The following is a 20,690-nucleotide window of genomic DNA, read 5'->3' as shown; positions in this document are numbered from 1 at the left end:
GCCGTAGGCTCCTGCCGACGATCGGTGGAGCCCCGGTCCTCGTGGGCTGGCGCAGCGGGCGCTTAGTGTTGGCCCATGACTCGCTCTGCCGCGCCGGCGCGCTCGCTCGATGAGGAAATCGATCCGTTCGCCGCCGATTTCTATCGTGAGGCCCTGCAGGCCCTCACGCGTGCACGCATTCCCTTTCTTGTAGGCGGGGCGTTCGCCCACGCGTTCCACACCGGCATCCGGCGAGCGACCAAGGATCTGGACCTCTTCATCAGACGCGAGGACTACCAGCGCATCGAAAGGCTGATGCAGCGCCGCGGATGGCAGGTCGAGATGACCTATCCGCATTGGCTGGCAAAGGTCCGGAACTGCGAAGAGTTCATCGACCTCATCTTCAACTCCGGCAACGGCCTCGCGCCCGTCGACAAGCGATGGTTCCGGGGCAACAGCAGAACCGATACCCTGGGAGTTCCCGTGCGGATTGCGAACGTGGAGGACGCGCTGCTGTCCAAGGCCTTCCTCATGGAGCGCGAGCGATTCGACGGAGGCGATGTCGCACATCTGCTGCAGACCAATGCCGAGCGGATCGATTGGGAGAGGCTGCTCGCCAGCTTCGGACCGCATTGGCGGGTGCTGCTGGCGCATCTCACTCTCTTCGGCTACATCTATCCGGGAGAGCGTCATCGAATTCCTCCCGGCGTGATGAGCCGGCTCACGGATCGCCTGGTGGAGGAAACACACCATCCCCCCAGTTCAACCGAGCAGGTGTGTGCAGGGACCCTGCTGTCGCGCGAACAGTACCTCCACGACATCGAAAGCCTGGGCTATCTGGACGCAAGACTGACTCGCGCGACCACGATGACGAATCGGGATGTCGCGAGATGGACGAAGGCCATTCCCGGCATGCACCCCACACGTGCGCGCCCTCGGAACGGCGCCTAGTTGGCAGCCAATCGGCGGCGGAGCATGAAACGACTTGCGGATGCGATCAGCCGCCTGCAGCGTGCGGCGTTGGCGACCCCGGGCCTGGGCGTGATCCTGCTCGCCGTGCGCAACCACATCGTGCATCAGAGCGGAAATCAGGCGGGCAGCATGGCGTTCTCCTCCGTGCTCGCGATGTTTCCCCTGCTGATCTTCGTGTCCGCCATCGCACCCTACATCGGCCATCCCGGCGATGTCGCAGCGCTGGTCGAACGGGTCATGGGCTATGCACCCGAGGTGGTCCGCGATGCGATGCGACCGGTCATCGCACAGGTCCTCGCCCAACGCAACCAGGCGCTGCTGGCATTGGGCATCGTCGGCACGATCTGGGCATCCTCCTCGGGCGTGCAGGCGGTGCGCACCGCGCTCAACCGCGCGTATGGCATCGAGCAGGGCGTTTCGTTCTGGAAGGCGCGCCTCAAGGTCACGCTTTTCACCATCGTCGTCGTCATCGGCGTGATGACTGCCTTCAGTTCGATCATCGTCCTGCCGTACCTCTGGCAACTGCTGGAAGCGGGTGCGGGCGTCGGACCGGACGTGATCTGGCTGAACTACGCGGTGCGCTACGCCCTGGCCTACGTGACCCTGGTGGTCCTGTATGCGCTGGTGTACGGCTGGCTTCCCGACACCCATCAGCGGCTGGTGACGGTGCTGCCCGGCGCACTGGTGGGCGCAGCGCTGTGGGTGGGAGCCGCCGCCGTCCTTTCGTACACGCTGCGCACCGCCGGAAAGCTGGTCTTGATCTACGGCAGCTTCGCGGGCGTGGTCGCGACGTTGATCTTCCTGTACATCAGCGCGACGACCTTGATCTATGGCGCGGAGATCAACGGGGTGCTCCGCCAGGGGGCTGCCAAGGCATCGCGGCGTCCAGGTCGGCAAGTGGGCAGCCCTAGAGCATGTCTCGCAGCCGGTAATACATCATCCCCAGCACCAGCGCCGGCGTCCGCATCGGCGAGCCCCCGGGAAAGCGGCGGTGCCTGATGCGAGCGAACAGGTCGAAGCGCTCGGCCTGCCCCGCGACCGCCTCGGCCGCCAGCTTGCCCGCCATGCCCGAGAGCGCCACGCCATGCCCCGAGAAGCCTTGCAGGTAATAGATGTTGCGGCCCAGCCGACCGAAGTCCGGCGCCTTGTTCATCGTGATGTCGACGAAACCGCCCCATGCATGCGGAATCTGCAGATCGGCGAGTTGGGGAAACACCCCGAGCGCGACGTTGATCCACCTGCTGCAAGCTCCGCGGTGCTCAAGCAGTTCGAAGAAGTGCATTTGCTTGCGACCACGCCCGGCGCACGGATCCGCTTCTGAACCGCTCGCCAGGGGCCGCGGGTGCCTACGCGTTCCCGGTGCCGTTCCCCGGCGAGTTCGATGCAGCGACTGGCAGCCCCTCAGTGGGACGGCGATCCGGGCGTGGGTTCGAGCGCACGGCGGCCCTTGTCGGTCAGGCAGACGAGCATCTCGTCCTCGTCCTCGGATTCAAGCGCATAGACAAGTCCGGCCGCCTTCAGCGCGAGAACCTTGTTCTTCGAATCGTCCTTGCGGACCAGCGTGGGCAGCGGTTCCTTGCCCATCTGCGCCAGCAACTTCAGTGGCATCTCTCTTGTCTCCATTCATCGGGGGCGAAAGCCCCGGCGCACCAGTCCGCTCGCCGATCTGGCGCGGGCCGCAGATGGTGTCGTCCGGACCTGCTGGTGGAACTAGGCCCAGGGCGCGCCACGGAGTAGGACCAGGCCCACACGCTTTTGCGCTCCCTCGTTCGGCGCTTCAGCCGTGCTGTTTGGACGAGGCCGAATCGTTGGAGCGACCCCCGACCGTTTCAGAGGACGTTCCACTGCCCGCCGATTCCCGGTTTGCGTGCCTGCCGGCTTGCCTTCGTTCGGCGCGCCCATGTCGGGAACGGAGCGCATCGTGTGCAGGAATCGCACCGGCATCACGTGGGCGGGCAAAGGGCGCGGTGGCCGGCTGCCTCAGCGGCCGTTTCCACCCGGTCCGCCCCCGGTCCCGCCGGCTCCGCCACCCGATCCACCGCCAGCGGCTCCGCCGCCGGGGCCGGCACCGGCTCCGCCACCACCGGCGCCACCGGCGCCACCGCCTCCGGCGCCCGCCCCACCGGCCCCGGCTCCGCCGGCTCCAGCTCCGCCGGCTCCAGCTCCACCGGCTCCAGCTCCACCGGCTCCAGCTCCACCGGCTCCAGCTCCACCGGCCCCCGCTCCACCGGCCCCACCTCCACCGGCCCCGGCTCCACCGGCCCCACCCCCACCGGCTCCACCTCCACCGGCCCCACCCCCACCGGCTCCACCCCCACCGGCTCCACCCCCACCGGCTCCACCCCCACCGGCCCCACCTCCACCGGCCCCACCTCCACCAGCTCCACCTCCGCCGCCCCCTCCTCCGCCGCCCCCTCCACCTCCGCCAGAACCGCCGCCGCCCGGATCAGCGAGGCTGTTCGCCACGGCGAAACCCGCTGACATGGTCAAGCCTTTGGACGCGGCCATCCCGGCGGCGGATTGACCGGACGGTGCGACGGCGTCGGAAGAACCCGACGTTGGCATGCCCGGCACAGGAACGCTCACACAGATGGCCTCACCGAAGGGGTTGTACGGATCGCAGCGTGCCCCATTGCTGGCAGCCTTCCGCTCCATCACTGCAGTCTGCTTCGCTACCGTCGCTTGCGGGGCAATGGCGGACTGCTCCGGTTGAATGGGGGGCTGGATGCTTGCGACGCCCGGCACGCCGGACGCCTGACGACGCCGGCTGGTGGTGCCCGGCGCGGCCAAGGCCTGGTTCCTTTCGTTGGGCGTAGCACTCGCGCGACGCTCCCGCACTGCTGCCGGGGCTGGTGCATCGGGCGCGCCGGGAACTTGCGCATCGAAACCCTTTGACCCGGCCGTTTCGCCGGTATCGGGAGGCCGTTGCGTGCCGGGAGGATGTTCCTCGAACGCGGCGGCTTGCGGCAGAGCCAAGGCCGAAGCATCGACCTGCATCGCAAGCGCAGCCTCTTGCGGCAATGGCGTGGGCTCGAGGTGCTGGACGGCGACCGGTACGGCTGCGGCCGGCGCGGACGTCAGCAGCGAACTCTCCGCCGGTGCCGCAAGCGGAACCTGCAGAGTCTGGATCCGCGAGACCTGGCGAGGCGTCGCCTGGCTCCTGTCGCTCTTGTGGTGCAGATACCACCCCACGAAGATCGCGTTCAGCAGGACAACGCCGATCAGGAGCAACAAGACGCTCACGTCGAGTTCGGGAGGAAGAGCGAGGCGCGAAGCGAACTCCCCCTTTTTCCTGGCTCTGTGAGGTACGACGGGATACTCGCTCGTTGTCACCGCCCGCATTCGCACAGGCTGGATGACCGGCGCAGGCAGTCCGGCACCGCGTACCGGCGTTCTTGCGGCCGCCGGCGCCTCTTCTTCGAGCAGGCATCCATCCAATTCGATGCCTGCGCTTCGAACGAGGCCGAACCGCGCTGCGCATCCTCGACAGTACTTGGCCCCGTCCCGGTTTGCGGTGTGACACGTCTCGCAGATTTTCGTCATGGCAATGAGCGTGGCAGCGAGCGGAGGGCGTCTCAGGGATGGGTCGGCGGTCTGATCAGGCTGGCTTCCTGGATGCAGGCGGCGAAGTCGATCCGGGCAGTCGGCCCTTTGCACGGCCGTTAGCAGGACGATGTCTGACCGTTTGAATCGCGCTACCCACTCGGCGCAGTGCCGATCAACGCCTGCGTTCCCGCGGTGGAACCCTTCGAGATCGGTGGAGTGCGTCGGTCACTTTGATTCCCCTTGTTCATATGCTTGGGCGGGGCGTGCAGCTCGATGAGGTGCTGTACGAACGGGGTGCGCAGGCCGCTATTTCTTGCAGTTGTCCCTTGCCAGGCCGGCTGCTGGACCGGCGGAGTGTCGCTACGCAGAGGCGTGGCGCCGCTCAGCAGGCTGCGTGACCATAGGTGAACGATGGCAAGAAAAGAATCGAGCGTTCGTCTTATTTACTAACCCGAGTGCCAGTGATACTTTTGTCTCCTTTTGCGCCTGCTCGCCCTGCTACAAGGCATCACTCAGTGCCGAGCGGGTGCGCCGCGGGAATCGGTTCGTGGTCACCAAAGAATGAATGCCGCGTAGTTCGGGCTTCCGGAGGAGGGTCATCATGAAAGTGCTCGCATCCCTGTGCTTGACGGCGCTTGCAGGATGCGCACCCCCGAGCCCACAGAAGGCCGCATCTCAAGACGCTGCGATACAGAGCGCGATCCGGAGCGGGCAGCAGAACTACGAGCAAAAAGCAAGCACCTCTCCAGCCCGGCCTGCTCTCGCCTCCGGTGGGGGCGGCACTTACAGCGCCACGTCGGCTCCCCAGAAGAAGCAGATGAAGGTCTGTCGCCAGGGTGGCACGTCCCAGTACCTCGTCATTCCGACGGATACGGTCTGCCCGAGCCGCCCATAGAGCCGCGCATAGAGCCGCGCTGGAAGCGCACCCAGGAGCATCTCTGCAAGAGCGGCATCCTGACCCCATGCAAGCGGAACTAGCGGCATGCGCCTACTCGAACACGGGCGAACAGGCCGGTGGCGCCCCGCATCGATGAGGGCAACTTGGACGCCATGAAAGTCCTCGTTCCACTCCTCCTCGCCGCTGCCGCGCTCGCCGGTTGCGTGGCCTATCCCTATGACGCCGGTCCCCCGCAGGGCCAGTACTACAGCCGGCCTGCTCCACCGCCTCACGGCTGGCGGCGTGACTACGACCGCGACGGCGTGCCGGACCGCTACGACCGCCGTCCGGAGAATCCGTACCGCTACTGATGCCGGCGCTCGTGGTTCGCCGATGCGCTAGGCGCAGCCACGAACCCAGCGGGCGTAGAGGCGCGCGAGAACCGTGCGCATGCGCGCCGTTCTCGCGTCGAGGTCGCCGAGCACATCCGAGGGATCGCTGACGGCCGGATTGCCGGCGGCGAACTGCCGCCTGAGTTGCTCGCCATTGCGTTCGAGCGAAAGCGAGACGAGCGCAGGCGTCATCTCCAGGTGTGACTGCAGCATCAAGTGACGATCGCGCAGGGCGAAGGCCTGGTTCGAACAGTGATCGCTGCGTGCGATCTGCAGTGCCCCCGGCGGCGGCTGGAACGTGTCGCCATGCCACTGGAACGTCTGCACTTCTCCCCCGGCAAATTCACCCCACCAGTCGCGCGCGAGCGCACCGCTTCCCGTCTGCAGCGGCTGCCAGCCGATCTCGGGCGCGGTATGCCGCGCCACGCTGCCGCCCAGCGCCAGTGCGACCAGCTGGCTGCCGAGGCAATGCCCCGCCACCGGCAGACCGCGCGCATCGGCGTCGCGGATCAGCGCCAGTTCGCGCGCGATCCACGGCAGGCCGTCATGGACGCCCATGTAGCCGCCCATGAAGACGAGGCCGCAGAAGCCCTCGGCGCTCTCCGGCACCGGCTCGCCGTCGACGATGCGGATCACGCGCACCGCCTGGCCGAGCGATTGCAGGATGGGGACCACGGTGCCGGGGGCCCCGACTTCGGTGTGCTGGAAGACGGCAATCGGCTTCATCGCATCAGCCCGGGATTTCTTCGATACCGACGCCCAGCAGCCGGTCGAGCAGCGCGACGTCGGCGGCCAGTTCGGCGCTCGGGCCCGCATGCACCACGGTGCCCCGTTCCAGCACGATCGCCTGGTGGGTCATCTCCAGCGCGAGCACCGGATGCTGTTCGACCACGACCGATGCCAGACCCTCGCTTTCGCACAAACGCCGGATCGACCGCGCGAGCTCCTCGACGAGGATGGGCGCAAGGCCTTCCATCGGCTCGTCGAGCAGCAGCAGCGCCGGGTTGGTCATCAGCGCGCGGCCGATGGCCAGCATCTGCTGTTCGCCGCCGGAGAGCTGGTTGCCGTAGTTGGCACGGCGCTCGCGCAGCCGCGGAAAGAAGTCGTAGACCCGGCCGAGGTTCCAGGGGCCCGGCCGCGCGACGACGGCGAGGTTCTCCTCGACCGTCAGCGAGGGGAAGACCTCGCGCTCCTGCGGCACCCAGCCGAGGCCTGCGCGCACACGCAGGTGCGCGGGCCAGCGCGTGATGTCGTCGCCGCCCCAGCGGATCGCGCCGCTCGTCACGCGGGTGTTGCCCATCAGCGTTTCGAGCAGGGTGGTCTTGCCCACGCCGTTGCGCCCCAGTACGGCCAGGCTCCGGCCCTGCGCGATCGAGAAGGACAGGCGGTCCAGCACCACCGCGTTGCCATAGCCGGCGGTGACTTGATCGAAGTCGAGCATCTCAGTTCTCCATTGCGTTGTGCACCGCCCGCATCACATGCAGCCGGCACAGCCAAGACCAGGAACCCCGCGGAACCGGCTCTGCCGGGCCGCCGGGGTTGCCCCCGGAGAGGGGGTGCCCGAGCCACACGAAGTGGGCGAGGCTGGGGGCGAGTTTCATGTCAGGCATACGCGGCCCTCGCGATGGCCGCATGTGCGGCGACATGGGTGTTGCCCAGGTAGACCTCGCGCACGCGCGGGTCGCTGCCGATCTCGGCCGGCGCGCCTTCGGTGAGGATGCGGCCGGCCACCAGCACCGAGATCCGGCGCGAGAAGCGAAAGACGAGGTTCATGTCGTGCTCGATGAAAAGGATGCTGATGTCTTTCGGCAAGTCGGCGATGACTTCGAAGAGCTCGCCGCTCTCGTCCTCGGGAACGCCCGCTGCAGGCTCGTCCAGGAGCAGGATGCGCGGGCGCGCGGCGAGGGCCAGCGCGATCTCGAGCAGGCGCTGCTTGCCATAGGCGAGCTGGGCCACCGGGACGTTCGCGAGGTCGTCCAGGCGCAGGCGCACGAGCAGTGCGTGCGCCTCGTCGAAGACCTGGGTGCAGCGCTTCAACGGACGCCACCACGTGGCCGCCAGGCCTTCGCGCTCGCTGATCGCCAGCACCACCGACAGCAGCGGCGTGAGGCTCGGGAAAAGCGTGTTGATCTGGAAAGTCCGCGCCAGCCCCAGGCGGGCGCGCTGGTCGCAGCTCAGCGCGGTGATGTCCTGGTCGCCCATGCGGATCGATCCCGCCGTCGGCCGGTACACGCCGGTGAGCAGGTTGATCAGCGTCGTCTTGCCCGCCCCGTTGGGGCCGATCAGCGCCTGGCGAGCGCCCGGCTCCAGCGTGAGGTCCACGTCCGCCACGGCATGGAAGGCGCCGAAGCTGATGCCCAGCCCTCGTGTCTGCAATGCGTGCACGGCGCTCATCGGGTCGGCTCCCCGGTGCGGAAGCGCCGCGACAGCGCGCCCATGATCCCCCCGCGTCCGAGCATGACTGCGGCGATGAGGAAGATGCCGAGCCAGAACATCCAGTACTGCGGATTCATGTCGGCGAACCAGTCGTGCACCAGCATGTAGACGATGGCGCCGACCATGCCGCCATACAAACGTCCCGTGCCGCCGAGCACCAGGATGATCAGCACCTCCGCTGAGCGGTTGAAGCCGATGGATTCGATGCCCACGAACTGCGTGGTCTGCGCCAGCAGCGCGCCGGCAACACCGGCCACCGCCGCGGAAAAGGCATAGGCCATGCGAAGCCGCGCTTCCACCGGCGAGCCGATGGCCAGCATGCGCTTGCGGCTGTCGTGGATGCCGCGCAGCGCGAGGCCGAACGGCGATCGCAGCACCAGGCGCACCAGCAGGAACATGAGCAGCACGATCACGAAGGCATAGCCGAAGGCGGTCTTGCCGAACAGGTCGAACTCGAACAGGCCCAGCACCGGCCACACCACCATGCCTTGCAGCCCATCGGTGCCGCCGGTGATGACCGACAGGCGATTGGCCAGCTCGGCCAGCAGCACGCACACGCCGATCGTGATCATCAGCCGCGTGAGATCGGCGCCGCGCACCACCAGGTAGCTGAGCGCATAGCCGAGCGCCGCAGAGGCGAACAGCGCCACCAGCAAGCCGCTGATCGGTTCGCCCCACCCATGCTTGGCCAACAGCCCCGCCACATAGGCGCCGGCGCTGAAGAAGGCCGCATGGCCGACGGTGAGGATGCCGGCGTAGCCCAGGGCCATGTCCAGCGAGACGGCGAACAGGCCGAAGATCAGGATCTGGCTCATCAGGGTGAGCTGGTCAGGCAGCAGGAAGAAGCTGCCGGCCAGCGCGAGCCAGAAGGCGACCTCGGCGGCACGCTGCCTTTGCGGCGTGAGCTTCAAAGTGTTCTTCACGTGAGTCCCTTGCGAGGCACGATGCCATGCGGCCGCAGCAGCAGCATGGCGATCATGAAAACGTAGATGAGGAATGCGCCGGCTTCGGGCAGGTAGTACTTGCCGGCCACGTCCACGATGCCCACCAGCAGTGCGGCGATGAACGGTCCCGCGATGGTGCCGGCGCCGCCGACGCACACCACGATCAGGAAGTACACGAGGTACTTGAGCGGAAAGCTCGGCTCCAGACCCAGCATGCCCAGGCTCAGCGCGCCGCCCAGTCCCGCGAGGCCGCAGCCGAGCGAGAAGGTGAGGAAGAACAGCCGCTGCACGTGGATGCCGGTGCCGCCGGCGACCCGCTGGTTGTCCACCGCGGCGCGCACCATCGCCCCATAGCGTGTCTTGCCCAGGACGAGGAGCAGCCCCGCGAGCACCAGCACACCGGCCACGATGAGGAACAGGCGGTAGCGTCCCACCGCGATGCTGCCGACCGTCAGTTGCCCTTCCAGCCAGGAAGGAAGCGAGAACGGCTGCATCGTGGGACCGAAGCCCCAGGTGAAGGCGGCCACTGAGACGAACACCAGTCCGATGGAAAGCAGGACCTGGTCCAGCGGATGGGCGCGGTACAGGCGCCGGTAGAAGACGAACTCCAGCACCGCGCCGACCAGCGCCGCTGCCACGAAGGCGGCGGCCAGGGCCGGAAAGAAGCCCAGCCCCAGTCGACCCATGAGGGCGCTGGCCGCATAGCCTCCCACCATGGCGAAGCTGCCATGCGCGAGGTTGACGAAGTTCATCAGCCCCATCGTGATGGACAGGCCCACCCCGATCAGGAACAGGAGCATCCCGTAGGCCACTCCATCGAAGATAACAATAGCCATGGTGCGCAATCGAGGGACTTACTGGGCTTCCTTCGCGGGGTCCTTGACGCGATCGAACTTGTCGAACTCCACGTTGACCAGCTTGCCGCCCACCTTCTCGACCTTGCGGATGTAGACCGTCTGCACGATGTCGCGCGTGGCGGCATCGATCTCGATCGGGCCGCGCGGGCTCTCGAACGACAGGCCCTTGAGGGCTTGCATCACCTTGTCGCCCGAGGCGTCGCCCTGGGTCTTCGCCAGCGCCAGATCGATGGCCGCCATCGCGTCATAGGCCGTGACCGCGAAGTAGTTCGGGCGCAGCGAGCTGCCGAACTGCGCCTCGAAGTCCTTCACGAACTTCTGGTTCTTGGCGCTGGGATGCGCATACGAATAGTGGTGGCTGGTGACCAGGCCCAGGGCCACGTCGCCGGTGACTTCCATGAAGCTGTCATCGGTGGCCTCGCCGGTGGCGAAGAGCTTGATGCCGGCTTCCTCCATGCCGCGTTCCTTCCAGACCTTGAGGAAGGCCGGCGGCATCACGCCCGAGGGGAAGAAGAAGAACACCGCCTGCGGCCTGGCGTCCTTGATGCGCTGCACGTAGGCGGAGAAGTCCGGGTTGTTCATCGGCGTGCGCACCTCGCCGACCACCTTGCCGCCGCCCGCGGCGAAGGCTTTCTTGAACGCGGTCTCGGCATCCTGGCCCGACGCATAGTCGGCCACCACCGTGTAGGCCTCCTTGACGCCCTGCTTGAGCATGTAGCGCGCCATCGGATCGGTCACCTGCTGCACCGTGAAGGACAGGCGCGCGATATAGGGCGAGCTGCCGGTGATCGCGGACGACGCCGCGTTCATCACGAGGGTGGGGATCTTGGCCTGCGTGGCGACCGCGCCCACGGCATAGGCATTCGGGCTGAAGTCCAGCCCTGTCAGCACGCTGACCTTGTCGCGCACGACCAGTTCCTGCGCGATGCGCTTGGCGGCATCGGGCGCCGGCCCCGCGGTGTCCTTCTTGATGATCTCCACCGGGCGGCCGGCGATCTTTCCGCCGTGCTCCTTGAGGTACAGCGCCACGCCCGCGTCGAACTGGCGGCCGTAGTCGGCATAGGGGCCGGAGTAGGTGGCGATCAGGCCGATCCGCAGCGCGTCCTGCGCAAACGCAGGTGCGTGCGCAGCGGCGCAAGCCAGGATGGCTGCACCCAACAATGTTCTCTTGGTCATCTTCATCGAGGAACTCCTAGGGTTGACCGGCGAGCCGGTGGAAATCGTCGTGTCGGGGAACTGGCGGACGCCGGCCCGTCACTGAAAGGTCTTGAGGTCGAAGGACGCGTCCCGCAGTTGCCGCGGATCGATCCGCGCGCGGCGCGCGATCAGCTTCCGGCCCAGCATGTGTTCGGCCGGCCGGTTCACCGAGTGCGCTGCCACGACCGCGCCATCGCGCAGGTAGAACAGGCTGAACCGGTGCGCCTGCAGGTCGCCGCGCGCGACGACTTCATCGCCGGGCATCGGAAGACCGGCCATCTGCAGCTTGAGGTCGTGCTGGTCGCTCCAGAACCACGGCACGCCTTCGAAGGGTTGAGGCTTGCCCGCGAGCGCACTCGCGGCGGCGCGCGCGCCGTCGTTGGCCGCCTGGATGGATTCCAGCCGGATGCGCGCGGGTCCTCCGGGGAACACCGGCGCTTCGGTATTGGCGACGTCGCCGACGGCCATGACGTTCGGCGCGCTGGTGCGTCCCAGTGCATCGGTGAGGATGCCGTTGTCGCACGCGATGCCCGCCTGCTGCGCCAGCTCGACATTGGGCTGCACGCCGATGCCGAGGACGACCATGTCGCACTCGATCCGGCGGCCATCGTCCAGTTCGACGTACTCGACGCGCCCGGACGCGCCGCCCAACGCGCGCACGCCGCGGCCGAGAACGAGGTCCACATGACGCTGGCGATGGGCGTCGGCGAGGTACTCCGACATGAGCGGCGGAAAGCTGCGTGCGAGCAGCCGCGGCTGGCTCTCGACGACGGTCACGGCGGCGCCCCGTGCCGCCAGCGCGGACGCGACCTCCAGGCCGATGAAGCCACCGCCGACCACGCAGGCCCGCGTGGCTTTCGACAGCGCATCGGACACGCGCAGCGCGTCGTCGAGCGTTCGAAGGTTGAAGACACCTTCGAGGTCATTGCCGGGAACCGGCAGCGGCCTGCAACGCGCGCCCATGGCCAACGCGAGGGAGCCGTACTTCAGGGTGCTGCCGTCGTCCAGCGTCAAAGTCCGCGTTGCGGGGTCCAATGCAGTCGCCCGATGCCCGAGGCGAAGCTCGATGCCCTGGGCATCGAAGAAGTCCGCGCCTCGCAGCGGCAGCGCGTCGAGGGACGTCTTTCCGGTCAGCACCCCTTTCGAGAGCGGCGGGCGTTGATACGGCGCATGGCGTTCCTCGCCCAGCAGGACGATGGGCGCGTCGAAGCCCAGTTCGCGGGCGCTCGCAGCCAGCTGGGTGCCGGCATACGAAGCCCCGACGATGACGAGCGCGGAAGAGGCGTTCATCACACCTGGCTCTCGGGAATGCGCACGGTGAGCCCTTCGTGCGCCGGCGTGATGACGATCTGGCAACCCAGGCGGCTGCCGGGCAGGCGGTCGGAAGCAACGCCCTCGAGCAGGTCGTTCTCCATGTCGTCCGGCGGGGTCAGCCGGTCCATGAATGCGTCTTCGACGTAGACATGGCAGGTCGCGCACGAACAGCACCCGCCGCACTCGGCATCGATGCCGCGCACGTTGTGGTGGATGGCGGTCTCCATGACGCTGGCACCGACCTTGGCGTCGATGCTGCGCGTGCTGCCGTCCTTGAGGATGTAGTGGATGGTGGGCATGGGAAGAGCTCAGAACATGTCGAAGTACTCGCGGTGTTCCCACTCGCTGACTTCGAGGTTGAAGCGGGCGATCTCCGCCTCCTTGATGTGGCAGTAGTACTCGACGAAGCGCGTGCCGAGTTGCTCCGCCAGCACGGTGTCGGCGCGCAGCGCGGCGAGCGCATCGCCCAGGGAAAGCGGCAGTTGATCGGCGGGTGTTTCGTACGGGGCGTCCGCCGAAGGACCCGGGTCGAGCTGCCGCCGCATGCCATCGAGGCCCGAGAAGATCTGGGACGCGAGGTACAGGTACGGATTGGCCGTCGGCTCGCCCACGCGGTTCTCGATGCGCGTCGCGTTCTGGCCGGCTCCGCCGAGCACCCGCAGCATGGCGCCGCGGTTGTCGCGCGCCCAGATCGCCCGGTCGGGCGCCAGCGAGAAGGGGCGGTAGCGCCGGTAGCCGTTGATGGTGGGACTGGCCAGCGGCGCGGCGCCGCGTGCGTGTGCCTTGAGGCCCGCCAGGTAGTGCATGCCCAGGGGACTCAGCGCGGTGGCATCGTCCTGCGGCACGAAGGCGTTGCGGCCATCCGGCTTGCTGCGCAGCGACTGGTGCAGGTGCCAGCCGCTGGACATCACGTTGGGAATGCGCGGCCGGCACATGAAGGTCGCGTGATAGCCATGACGCTGGCAGATCTGCTTGATGGCGCTTCGCAGCAGCACCATGGTGTCCGCCGGCACCAGGCCCGCCGTCGGCCCGAACACCAGTTCGAACTGGCTGGGCCCGAACTCGATCTCCAGCGAAAGCAGCGGAAGACCCAGCGCGATCAGGTGCGAGCGCAGGAGGTCCATGAGCGGCTCCACCCGGTCGTAGCGCAGCTCCGTCAGGTACTGGTGGCCCTGCGTCAGCAGCGACACGCGCGGCGGTTCGCCGGGCTGCCCGGCATGCTCCAGGCGCAGGCTCGGGTCGTCGAGCTTGAACACGTGGAACTCGACTTCGAGCCCGGCGACGAACTCCAGGCCCATCACGTCCAGTTCGCCGACGGCGCGCTGCAGGATCTGCCGTGTGCCGAACAGGCAGGGTTTGCCGTCCGTCGTGAAGGCATCGCACAGCACCCAGCCGGTGCGCGGCGACCAGGGAAGCACGCGAAAGGTGCCCGGGTCCGGCACGATCTTGAAGTCCGCGCCGCCCTGCATGCCGGCGTTGTCGAAGCCGCCGCCGGCCGAGAACACCGGGAAGACCGTCCGGTGGGACGTGTCCTTGGCCAGCAGGGTGGAGGTCAGGTTGACCCCCTCCAGCAGTGCGTCCTGGGCGGCATGCGCGACCAGCGTCTTGCCGCGAAGCATGCCGTGCTGATCGGGCCAGGCGAAGCGGACCACATCCACTTCACCTGACTTGAGGCGCTCGATGACCTCCTGGGCCTGCTTGCGCTGGTCGGCGGACCAGAGGCCGAAGCGTTCGACGAAGCTTTCCATGATCGGCGCTCTCAGGCGGACAGGCGTGCGCACGCCCAGTCGCTGCTCCGGCGCCGCGCGAGGTCGGCGTCGCGGCAGTACGTCTCGACGTCGGCGGCGCTCGCCACGCCATCGATGGACGGCGGCCCGGTGAACGCGCTGGCCTGTTCGGCATTGGGCTGCATCGGAGGCGCGCCCCCGGCCATCGTGCTGTCGATGGCTTCGAGCAGCATGCGGCGGTAGGCGACGATGCCCTTGTCGGTGGTGCCGAGGTGTTCGCGGGTGCGGTTCTGGATCGGCCCCATCGACTCGCACGCCCACTGGTCGTGCACGTTGATGTCCATGCCCATCCCGGTGTAGGTCTGGCTCTGCTGTTCCTCGACGCTGTAGCCGTAGTTGTTGCGCTTGTTCTTGCGCGAGGTGTATTCGGGCAGTTCGATCGTGCCCAGGCGCTGCTCGCGCATCTGCTGCTTGTCGACCGCTCCGGTGAAGCTGGTGAAGATCGCATACCAGTAGCAGTGCGTGTCGTCCACCGGCACATGCCATTGGGAGATCGTCATCTCGCTGCTCATCGGGATCACGAAGGCCTGCGGAAAGACGACGTTGGTGACGCGCACATGGGTCTGCGCCTCGGAGAGCTTGCGCAGCGTGGTCAGTTGCATGCCGTAGGGCGCAGGCGCGACGCGGATCTCCGGGCAGTCGTATTCGCGCAGCACCTGGGTGATCGCCATCTCCGAGTCGGCCGAGGCGCCGCGGAACTGCTTGCCGTAGCTCTCGGAGGTGTCCTCGTCCTCGAAGAAGCGGTGCAGGAACGAGGCGTGCGCAGGGTCCATCCCCACCTCCAGCGCCTGCAGCCAGTTGCATTCCCACAGTCCCTTGAACGCGAAGGTGTGGCTGTCGGGCGCGACGAAGCAATCGAAGTCGGGGAAGGCCGGCGGCTCGCCTTCGCCGATGTACGCGAAGACGACCCCGCTCTTCTCGACGACCGGATAGGCCGACTGCTGGATGCGTGTGCAGAGCTTGCTGCCCGCGGGCTCGGCCGGCGTTTCCAGGCACTGGCCGCTGGCATCGAACAGCCAGCCGTGGAATGCGCACCGCAGTCCGCCGGCTTCCAGGCGGCCGAAGGCGAGGTCAGCCCCGCGATGGGGGCAGTCGCGATCGAGCATGCCGAGCTTGCCCTGCGGGTCGCGGAAGAGCACGAAATCCTGGCCCATGAGCTTCACCGGCTTGAGGGGCCGCGGGCCCTTCAACTCCTCGGCGAGGGCCACGGGCTGCCAGTAGCGGCGAAGCAGCTTGCCCGCCGGCAGGTCGGGCCCGACGCGGGTCATCAGGTCATTCTTTTCAGCGCTGATCATGGGGAACTCCTAGAAATTGGGGTGACTGCACGCGATTGCATGCAATGGCACGCATTGTTCGCCTGAAGATTGATGCAGGTCAATGGATGACGCGGTCGAAGCACATAAAGTCGCGGGTAAACACCTACCTTTTGATCGCCTTTTTGCGCTCATAGACGCCTCCGGGTGGTGCGCAGCTGCCAAAATCACTCGTCATGCGTCCATGTGCATGCATTAACCGGGCCAGACTCGCTTCTTTGCGTGCGATCACAGGCATGCAGATAGAATGAGTGCTCTCTATTGCATGCAGTCGCCGATATGGACTCTCAACAATCCCGGGTGCTGGTACAGCTGCGCGACATGATCCTCAAGGGCGAGTTCGTCCCGGGGGAACGTCTTGCGGAGATTCCCCTTGCCGAACGAATGGGCGCGTCACGCACCCCGGTGCGCCTTGCCCTGGGCAGCCTGGAGCACGAAGGGCTGATCGAGCCGTCGCCCGCCGGCGGCTACCAGATGCGGCGCTTCACCTCACGCGAGATCGCCGACGCGATCCGCGTGCGCGGTGTCATCGAGGGCTTCGCGGCCCGGCTGCTCGCCGAAGAAGGCGCGCCGCGCCAGTTGCTGCGGGACCTCAACGACTGCCTCGATGCCGGCGACAAGGCAGTGAACAAGCCGCAGATGGAACTGGACGACTACGCGGCGTACGTCGAGATGAACGACACCTTCCATCGGCTCATCATCGACGGCTGCGGCAATTCGACGCTCAAGCGGATCATGGAGCTGCTGGTTGGGCAGCCGTTCGCCTCGCCCAGCGCCATGCTGCCGATGCAGTCGTCCATGGAAGAAGGCCAGCAGTGGATGCAACAGGCCCATCGCCAGCACCACGCGCTGGTCCAGGCGATCGAGCGGGGCCAGGGATCGCGGGCTCAAGCCCTGGGCGAAGAGCATGTCGAGATCGCGCGCATGAATCTCGACTACGCGCTGGACCGGCCTGAGCTGGCGGCCGAACTCATGCCGGGCATCCGCCTCGTGGCCGGAAAGGGCCGGAGCTGAGCGCCAACGGCGCCGGCTAACTCTGGATGAACCCGCCCGGCGGCAGGCCGGAGGGCTGCTGCGGCTGCGCTTCGCCCATCATCTCGCGCAGCGTCGCTTCGATCATGGCCGACATCGCATCGAGCGCGAGGTCGTTGGGCTCGGTGCCGAAGGGCTCCTCGATCTCGGCGCTCAGGGCTTCGAGCGCGAAGAAGGTGTAGGCGATGAAGGCGACGATCACCGGCGTCATCGGCCCGATCGCATCCACCAGCCCGAAGGGCAGCAGCACGCAATACAGATAGATCGTGCGGTGGATGATCACCGAGTAGGTGAACGGGATCGGCGTGCCCGCGATGCGCTCGCAGCCGCCCAGGGCTTCGGTCAGACGCCCGAGCGGCACTTCCATGGCCTGCACGAGCGCGGGCGGGACCTGCCCTGCCCTCCGTCGATCGGCCAGCCACTCGCCGGCCATCAGCAGCAGCATCGCCGGCTTGTAGCGCGCGGCCTGCACGCGGGCGCAGTCCTGCGGCGCGAGCAATCGTTCCAGATCGGCCTTCGCATCGGTCGTGCGCAACTGATGCCGCAGCGCATGCACGAACGCGATCAGCCGCGCGGTGAGCGTCGGCACATCCGACGGCGCATCGGCCAGCGTCAAAGCCTGCCGCACCAGCGCACGCGTCTCGTTGAGCAGCGTGCCCCAGAGCGTGCGCGCCTCCCAGTAGCGCGCGTAGCTCGTGCTGTTGCGAAAGCCCAGGAAGATCGCGAGCGTCAACCCGATCAGCGAGAACGGCACGAAGTTGAGCGGGATCTTCCATGCGAACACGCGGCCGTGCAGCACGGTGACCAGGATCGCGAACGCGGTCGTCCCGATCAACTGCGGCAGGATGACCGGCAACACCGAGCCACGCCAGACGAAGAGCATGCGAAACCAGTTCGGGCGCGGGCGGACGATCATGCGCCCGATTCTCCGGCGAATCGGCGCCGGTGCAGGCACGCAGGACAACGCGCCCGGTGCCGTCATATTTCTGTCACCCCGACTCATGACCATTGCGACTTTTGTCTACACGAGGAGTTGTCATGAATTGGAGGAAGGGACTGTTCGCTGCCGCCTGTGTGGCGAGCGCACTGGCATGCACCACCGCCCAGGCGATCGATCTGATCGCCATCGGCACCTTGCCCGGAAACGGCGCCGACCATTCCGGCCAGAGCCAGCTGCTCGAGAACGGCGTGCGCGCCGACCTGCTCGGCGGCATCGGCTCGGGCCTGGCCTGGGCCGGCGGCAGCACCTTCCTGGCGCTGCCGGATCGCGGCCCCAATGCGGTCGCCTGGAACGCCACGGTCGACAACACGACCAGCTACATCCCGCGCTTCCACACGCTGCACCTGCACCTGAAGCGCCAGCCGGACAGCGCCAGCGGCCTGCCCTTCACGCTGCAGCCGGTGCTCGCGCAGACCACGCTGCTGTACAGCCGCGAGCGGCTGCACTACGGCGGCGTGGTGGCCGGCTTCGGCGCCACCCCGGCCAGCAATACGCGCGGGCACTACTACTTCTCGGGCCGGTCGGACAACTTCGAAGCCTCCACGCCTTCGTCGGACGCGCTGGACGCGCGGCTGGACACCGAAGGCATCCGCCTTTCGCGCGACGGCAAGAGCGTGTTCATCTCCGACGAGTACGGGCCGTACCTCTACCAGTTCGACCGCCGCACCGGGGAGCGCCTGCGCGTGTTCACGCTGCCCGCGATCCTGGCGGCGAGCCACAAGGCGGCAACGGGCGCCACGGAGATCTCGGGCAACACCACGGGCCGCGTGGCGAACAAGGGCATGGAAGGCCTGGCCATCTCGCCGGACGGCAGGACGCTGTTCGGCTTCATGCAGAGCCCGCTGATCCAGGACGGCGGCGACGGCGGCCGGGCCAACCGCATCGTCGCGGTGGACATCAAGACCGGCGCGACGACGCAGTACGCCTACGACAACTACCTGGCCGACAAATCGAAGGCCTACAACAGCAGCGAACTGCTGGCGCTCAACGACCACGAGCTGCTCGTGCTCGAACGCGACGGCAAGGGCCTTGGCGATGACAGCAACGCCGATGTGAAGCGCATCTACAAGATCGACATCCAGGGCGCGGCCGATGTCTCGGGGTTGACCGGCCAGGCCGCGCTGCTGCAGAAGGCACCTGCCAAGACTCTCTTCCTCGACATTGCCGCGGCCCTGAAGGCGCACGGCCTGACCGCCGCGCAGATCCCCGCCAAGCTCGAAGGCATGGCCTTCGGCGAGGACGTGTTCGTGGACGGCGTTGTGAAGCACACGCTGTACGTCGCCAACGACAACGACTTCCTCGCCACGACGCCCGGCGGGCTCGCCAATCCGAACCATTGGTTCGTCTTCGCATTCACCGACGCCGACCTGGGCGGCTCGCGCTTCGTCAACCAGCGCCTGCAGAGCGACCAGGACCGCCGCGGGGACGACGAAGACGACGACAGGCAATGAGCGCGCTCGGCCGGCGCTGAACGAAAGCGCCGACCAGCGCCGGCGAGCATGCGCGCCGCGCCGTCCCCTTGGGGAATCGCCTTCGGGCGTATAAAGCGTGCCGGAGAAGCACGCCTCTTGAAAATCATCATCCTCGGCGCAGGCCGCATCGGCGAGAGCGTAGCCGGGACGCTCGTATCGGAAGCCAACGACATCACCGTCATCGACACCGACGCGGCGCGCCTGCGCGAGCTCGAGGAACGCTTCGAGCTGCGCGGCGTGGTCGGCAGCGGCATCGAACCCGACGTGCTGGCCGAAGCCGGCGCGCGCGACGCCGACATGCTGATCGCCTGCGCCGCGCGGGACGAGACCAACCTCGTCTGCTGCAAGATCGCCTGCCAGCTCTTCAACATCCCGACGCGCATTGCGCGCGTGCGCTCGGATGCCTTCAAGGAAGGCAGTCCACTGCTCGGCAAGGATGGCTTCGCTGTCGACGGCGTGATCTGCCCCGAGGAATCGCTCACGCGCTACATCGGCAAGCTGGTCGAGTATCCCGAGGCCCTGCAGGTGCGCGAGTTCGCCGAGGGGCTCGCGTGCCTCGTGGCGGTGCGCGCGGTGGCCGGCGCGCCGCTGGTGCGCCACAGCATCGCCCAGCTGCGCGAGCGCGTGCCGGATGCGGACATGCGCATCGTCGCGATCTACCGCCGCTTCGAGAACGAACCCGACCGCTTCATCTTGTGCGAAGGCCACACGCTCATCGAGCCCGGCGACGAGGTGTTCGTGCTCTCGGCGCGCGAGCACCTGAAGGCGGTGCTGTCGGCGCTGCACCGCTACGACACGGACGACCAGCGCGCGGTCCAGCGCATCATGATCGCCGGCGGCGGCCGCGTGGGCCTGCGGCTGGCAAGGCAGCTCGTCGACACGGGCCGCAACTACCAGATCAAGCTGCTGGAGCGCGACCCCGCGCGCTGCGTGCAGCTCGCCTCCGAGCTGCCGTCCAGCGTGCTGGTGCTGCACGGCGACGGCACCGACGAGGACCTGCTCGACGACGAAGGCATCGAGAACATCGACCTCTTCCTCGCCCTCACCAGCGACGACGAGGACAACATCATGGCCAGCCTGCTGGCCAAGCGCATGGGTGCGACGCGCGTGCTGGCGCTGATCAACCGCCGCAGCTATGCCGACCTGATGCACGGCACCCAGATCGACATCGCGCTCTCGCCCGCGCAGACCATGCTCGGCGAGCTGCTGACCTACGTGCGCCAGGGCGACGTGCAGGCGGTGCACAGCCTGCGCCGCGGCGTGGCCGAAGCGCTGGAGATCGTGGCGCGCGGCGACCGCAAGACCTCGCGCGTGGTCGGCCGCCGTGTCTCGGACCTCCGGCTGCCGAAGGGAGCACAGGTCGGGCTCATCATGCGCGGCCTGCCGGACCTCGCCATCGGCGCGGCGGCGGACGGCGGCGCGCCGCCCGCGCCGGCGCAGGTGATCATCGCGCGCGGCGACACCGTGATCGAGAGCAACGACCACGTCGTGATCTTCGTGCCACGAAAGCGCCAGGTGCGCGAGGTGGAAAAGCTCTTCCGCGTGAGCGCCACCTTCTTCTGAGACGCCGGC

General features: G+C 67.5%; 20 protein-coding genes and 1 pseudogene. 6 read left to right on the top strand and 15 right to left on the bottom strand.

Features of this window, described 5'->3' with window-relative positions; translation table 11 throughout:
* The first annotated feature begins 75 nt into the window (after window positions 1-75).
* Both WKW77_RS25825 and WKW77_RS25820 read left to right on the top strand, forming a co-directional pair.
* Window positions 76-930, top strand: a complete 855-nt coding sequence (locus WKW77_RS25825; RefSeq protein WP_340359748.1) for a nucleotidyltransferase — start codon at window positions 76-78, stop codon at window positions 928-930.
* A gap of 24 nt (window positions 931-954) precedes the next feature.
* Window positions 955-1,950, top strand: coding sequence for a YihY/virulence factor BrkB family protein (locus tag WKW77_RS25820; protein WP_340359747.1), 996 nt, complete (start codon window positions 955-957; stop codon window positions 1,948-1,950).
* Here the strand turns inward: WKW77_RS25820 and WKW77_RS25815 are convergent.
* The 4 genes and pseudogenes from WKW77_RS25815 to WKW77_RS25800 form a co-directional block, all read right to left on the bottom strand.
* Window positions 1,859-2,173, bottom strand: a pseudogene (locus tag WKW77_RS25815) (FAD-dependent oxidoreductase); the annotation flags it as partial. The gene WKW77_RS25820 and the pseudogene WKW77_RS25815 sit on opposite strands and share 92 nt — an antisense overlap.
* Window positions 2,174-2,352: 179 nt before the next feature.
* A complete protein-coding gene (locus WKW77_RS25810) occupies window positions 2,353-2,559 on the bottom strand; it encodes a hypothetical protein (RefSeq protein ID WP_340359746.1) in 207 nt (68 codons plus the stop codon).
* 335 nt (window positions 2,560-2,894) lie between these two features.
* Window positions 2,895-3,338 (bottom strand): hypothetical protein, encoded by a 444-nt coding sequence (locus WKW77_RS25805; protein ID WP_340359745.1) that lies wholly within the window; start codon window positions 3,336-3,338, stop codon window positions 2,895-2,897.
* A 1,942-nt stretch (window positions 3,339-5,280) separates the two neighbouring features.
* Complete coding sequence (locus WKW77_RS25800; protein ID WP_340359744.1) at window positions 5,281-5,481, bottom strand: hypothetical protein; 201 nt, start codon at window positions 5,479-5,481, stop codon at window positions 5,281-5,283.
* A gap of 66 nt (window positions 5,482-5,547) precedes the next feature.
* On the opposite strand from WKW77_RS25800, the gene WKW77_RS25795 reads away from it, so the two are divergent.
* The gene (locus WKW77_RS25795) at window positions 5,548-5,745 is read left to right on the top strand and encodes a hypothetical protein (RefSeq protein WP_340359743.1); all 198 of its coding nucleotides are present in this window, start codon (window positions 5,548-5,550) and stop codon (window positions 5,743-5,745) included.
* Window positions 5,746-5,772: 27 nt separating this feature from the next.
* Here the strand turns inward: WKW77_RS25795 and WKW77_RS25790 are convergent, their stop codons facing one another.
* The 10 genes from WKW77_RS25790 to WKW77_RS25745 all read right to left on the bottom strand — a co-directional run bounded on the left by WKW77_RS25790 (window position 5,773) and on the right by WKW77_RS25745 (window position 15,596).
* Window positions 5,773-6,492, bottom strand: a complete 720-nt coding sequence (locus tag WKW77_RS25790; protein ID WP_340359742.1) for a type 1 glutamine amidotransferase — start codon at window positions 6,490-6,492, stop codon at window positions 5,773-5,775.
* A gap of 4 nt (window positions 6,493-6,496) precedes the next feature.
* Window positions 6,497-7,207, bottom strand: coding sequence for an ABC transporter ATP-binding protein (locus tag WKW77_RS25785; protein ID WP_340359741.1), 711 nt, complete (start codon window positions 7,205-7,207; stop codon window positions 6,497-6,499).
* A gap of 161 nt (window positions 7,208-7,368) precedes the next feature.
* Window positions 7,369-8,160, bottom strand: a complete 792-nt coding sequence (locus tag WKW77_RS25780; protein WP_340359740.1) for an ABC transporter ATP-binding protein — start codon at window positions 8,158-8,160, stop codon at window positions 7,369-7,371.
* On the bottom strand, window positions 8,157-9,125 hold the full coding sequence (locus tag WKW77_RS25775; RefSeq protein ID WP_340359739.1) for a branched-chain amino acid ABC transporter permease: 969 nt from the start codon (window positions 9,123-9,125) through the stop codon (window positions 8,157-8,159). Before WKW77_RS25775 ends, WKW77_RS25780 begins: the two co-directional genes overlap by 4 nt.
* Window positions 9,122-9,982, bottom strand: coding sequence for a branched-chain amino acid ABC transporter permease (locus WKW77_RS25770; protein ID WP_340359738.1), 861 nt, complete (start codon window positions 9,980-9,982; stop codon window positions 9,122-9,124). The genes WKW77_RS25775 and WKW77_RS25770 overlap by 4 nt, the downstream gene beginning before the upstream one ends.
* 18 nt (window positions 9,983-10,000) lie before the next feature.
* Window positions 10,001-11,185 (bottom strand): ABC transporter substrate-binding protein, encoded by a 1,185-nt coding sequence (locus WKW77_RS25765; protein ID WP_340359737.1) that lies wholly within the window; start codon window positions 11,183-11,185, stop codon window positions 10,001-10,003.
* A gap of 72 nt (window positions 11,186-11,257) precedes the next feature.
* Complete coding sequence (locus tag WKW77_RS25760; RefSeq protein WP_340359736.1) at window positions 11,258-12,490, bottom strand: NAD(P)/FAD-dependent oxidoreductase; 1,233 nt, start codon at window positions 12,488-12,490, stop codon at window positions 11,258-11,260.
* Window positions 12,490-12,813: a 2Fe-2S iron-sulfur cluster-binding protein gene (locus tag WKW77_RS25755; RefSeq protein WP_340359735.1), complete on the bottom strand. Its 324-nt coding sequence runs from the start codon at window positions 12,811-12,813 to the stop codon at window positions 12,490-12,492. The genes WKW77_RS25760 and WKW77_RS25755 overlap by 1 nt, the downstream gene beginning before the upstream one ends.
* A gap of 9 nt (window positions 12,814-12,822) precedes the next feature.
* Entirely contained in the window at window positions 12,823-14,262 is a 1,440-nt protein-coding gene (locus WKW77_RS25750; RefSeq protein ID WP_340359734.1) for a glutamine synthetase family protein, read from the bottom strand.
* Window positions 14,263-14,273: 11 nt separating this feature from the next.
* Window positions 14,274-15,596, bottom strand: a complete 1,323-nt coding sequence (locus WKW77_RS25745; RefSeq protein ID WP_340359733.1) for an aromatic ring-hydroxylating dioxygenase subunit alpha — start codon at window positions 15,594-15,596, stop codon at window positions 14,274-14,276.
* Between the two features lie 297 nt (window positions 15,597-15,893).
* On the opposite strand from WKW77_RS25745, the gene WKW77_RS25740 reads away from it, so the two are divergent.
* The gene (locus tag WKW77_RS25740) at window positions 15,894-16,628 is read left to right on the top strand and encodes a GntR family transcriptional regulator (protein WP_340359732.1); all 735 of its coding nucleotides are present in this window, start codon (window positions 15,894-15,896) and stop codon (window positions 16,626-16,628) included.
* 16 nt (window positions 16,629-16,644) lie between these two features.
* Here the strand turns inward: WKW77_RS25740 and WKW77_RS25735 are convergent, their stop codons facing one another.
* Window positions 16,645-17,562, bottom strand: coding sequence for a bestrophin family protein (locus WKW77_RS25735; RefSeq protein ID WP_340359731.1), 918 nt, complete (start codon window positions 17,560-17,562; stop codon window positions 16,645-16,647).
* A gap of 122 nt (window positions 17,563-17,684) precedes the next feature.
* Between WKW77_RS25735 and WKW77_RS25730 the strand changes: the two genes are divergently transcribed.
* Together WKW77_RS25730 and trkA are read left to right on the top strand one after the other, a co-directional pair.
* A complete protein-coding gene (locus WKW77_RS25730; RefSeq protein ID WP_340359730.1) occupies window positions 17,685-19,097 on the top strand; it encodes an esterase-like activity of phytase family protein in 1,413 nt (470 codons plus the stop codon).
* A gap of 117 nt (window positions 19,098-19,214) precedes the next feature.
* Window positions 19,215-20,681 carry a Trk system potassium transporter TrkA gene (gene trkA / locus WKW77_RS25725; RefSeq protein WP_340359729.1) on the top strand — a complete coding sequence of 489 codons (1,467 nt, stop codon included), beginning with the start codon at window positions 19,215-19,217 and terminating at the stop codon, window positions 20,679-20,681.
* Window positions 20,682-20,690: the final 9 nt, after the last annotated feature.

The sequence above is a fragment of the Variovorax ureilyticus genome (genome assembly GCF_037889935.1).
Lineage (GTDB): Bacteria > Pseudomonadota > Gammaproteobacteria > Burkholderiales > Burkholderiaceae_C > Variovorax > Variovorax ureilyticus.
This window is presented reverse-complemented; position numbering and strand designations above follow the sequence as displayed.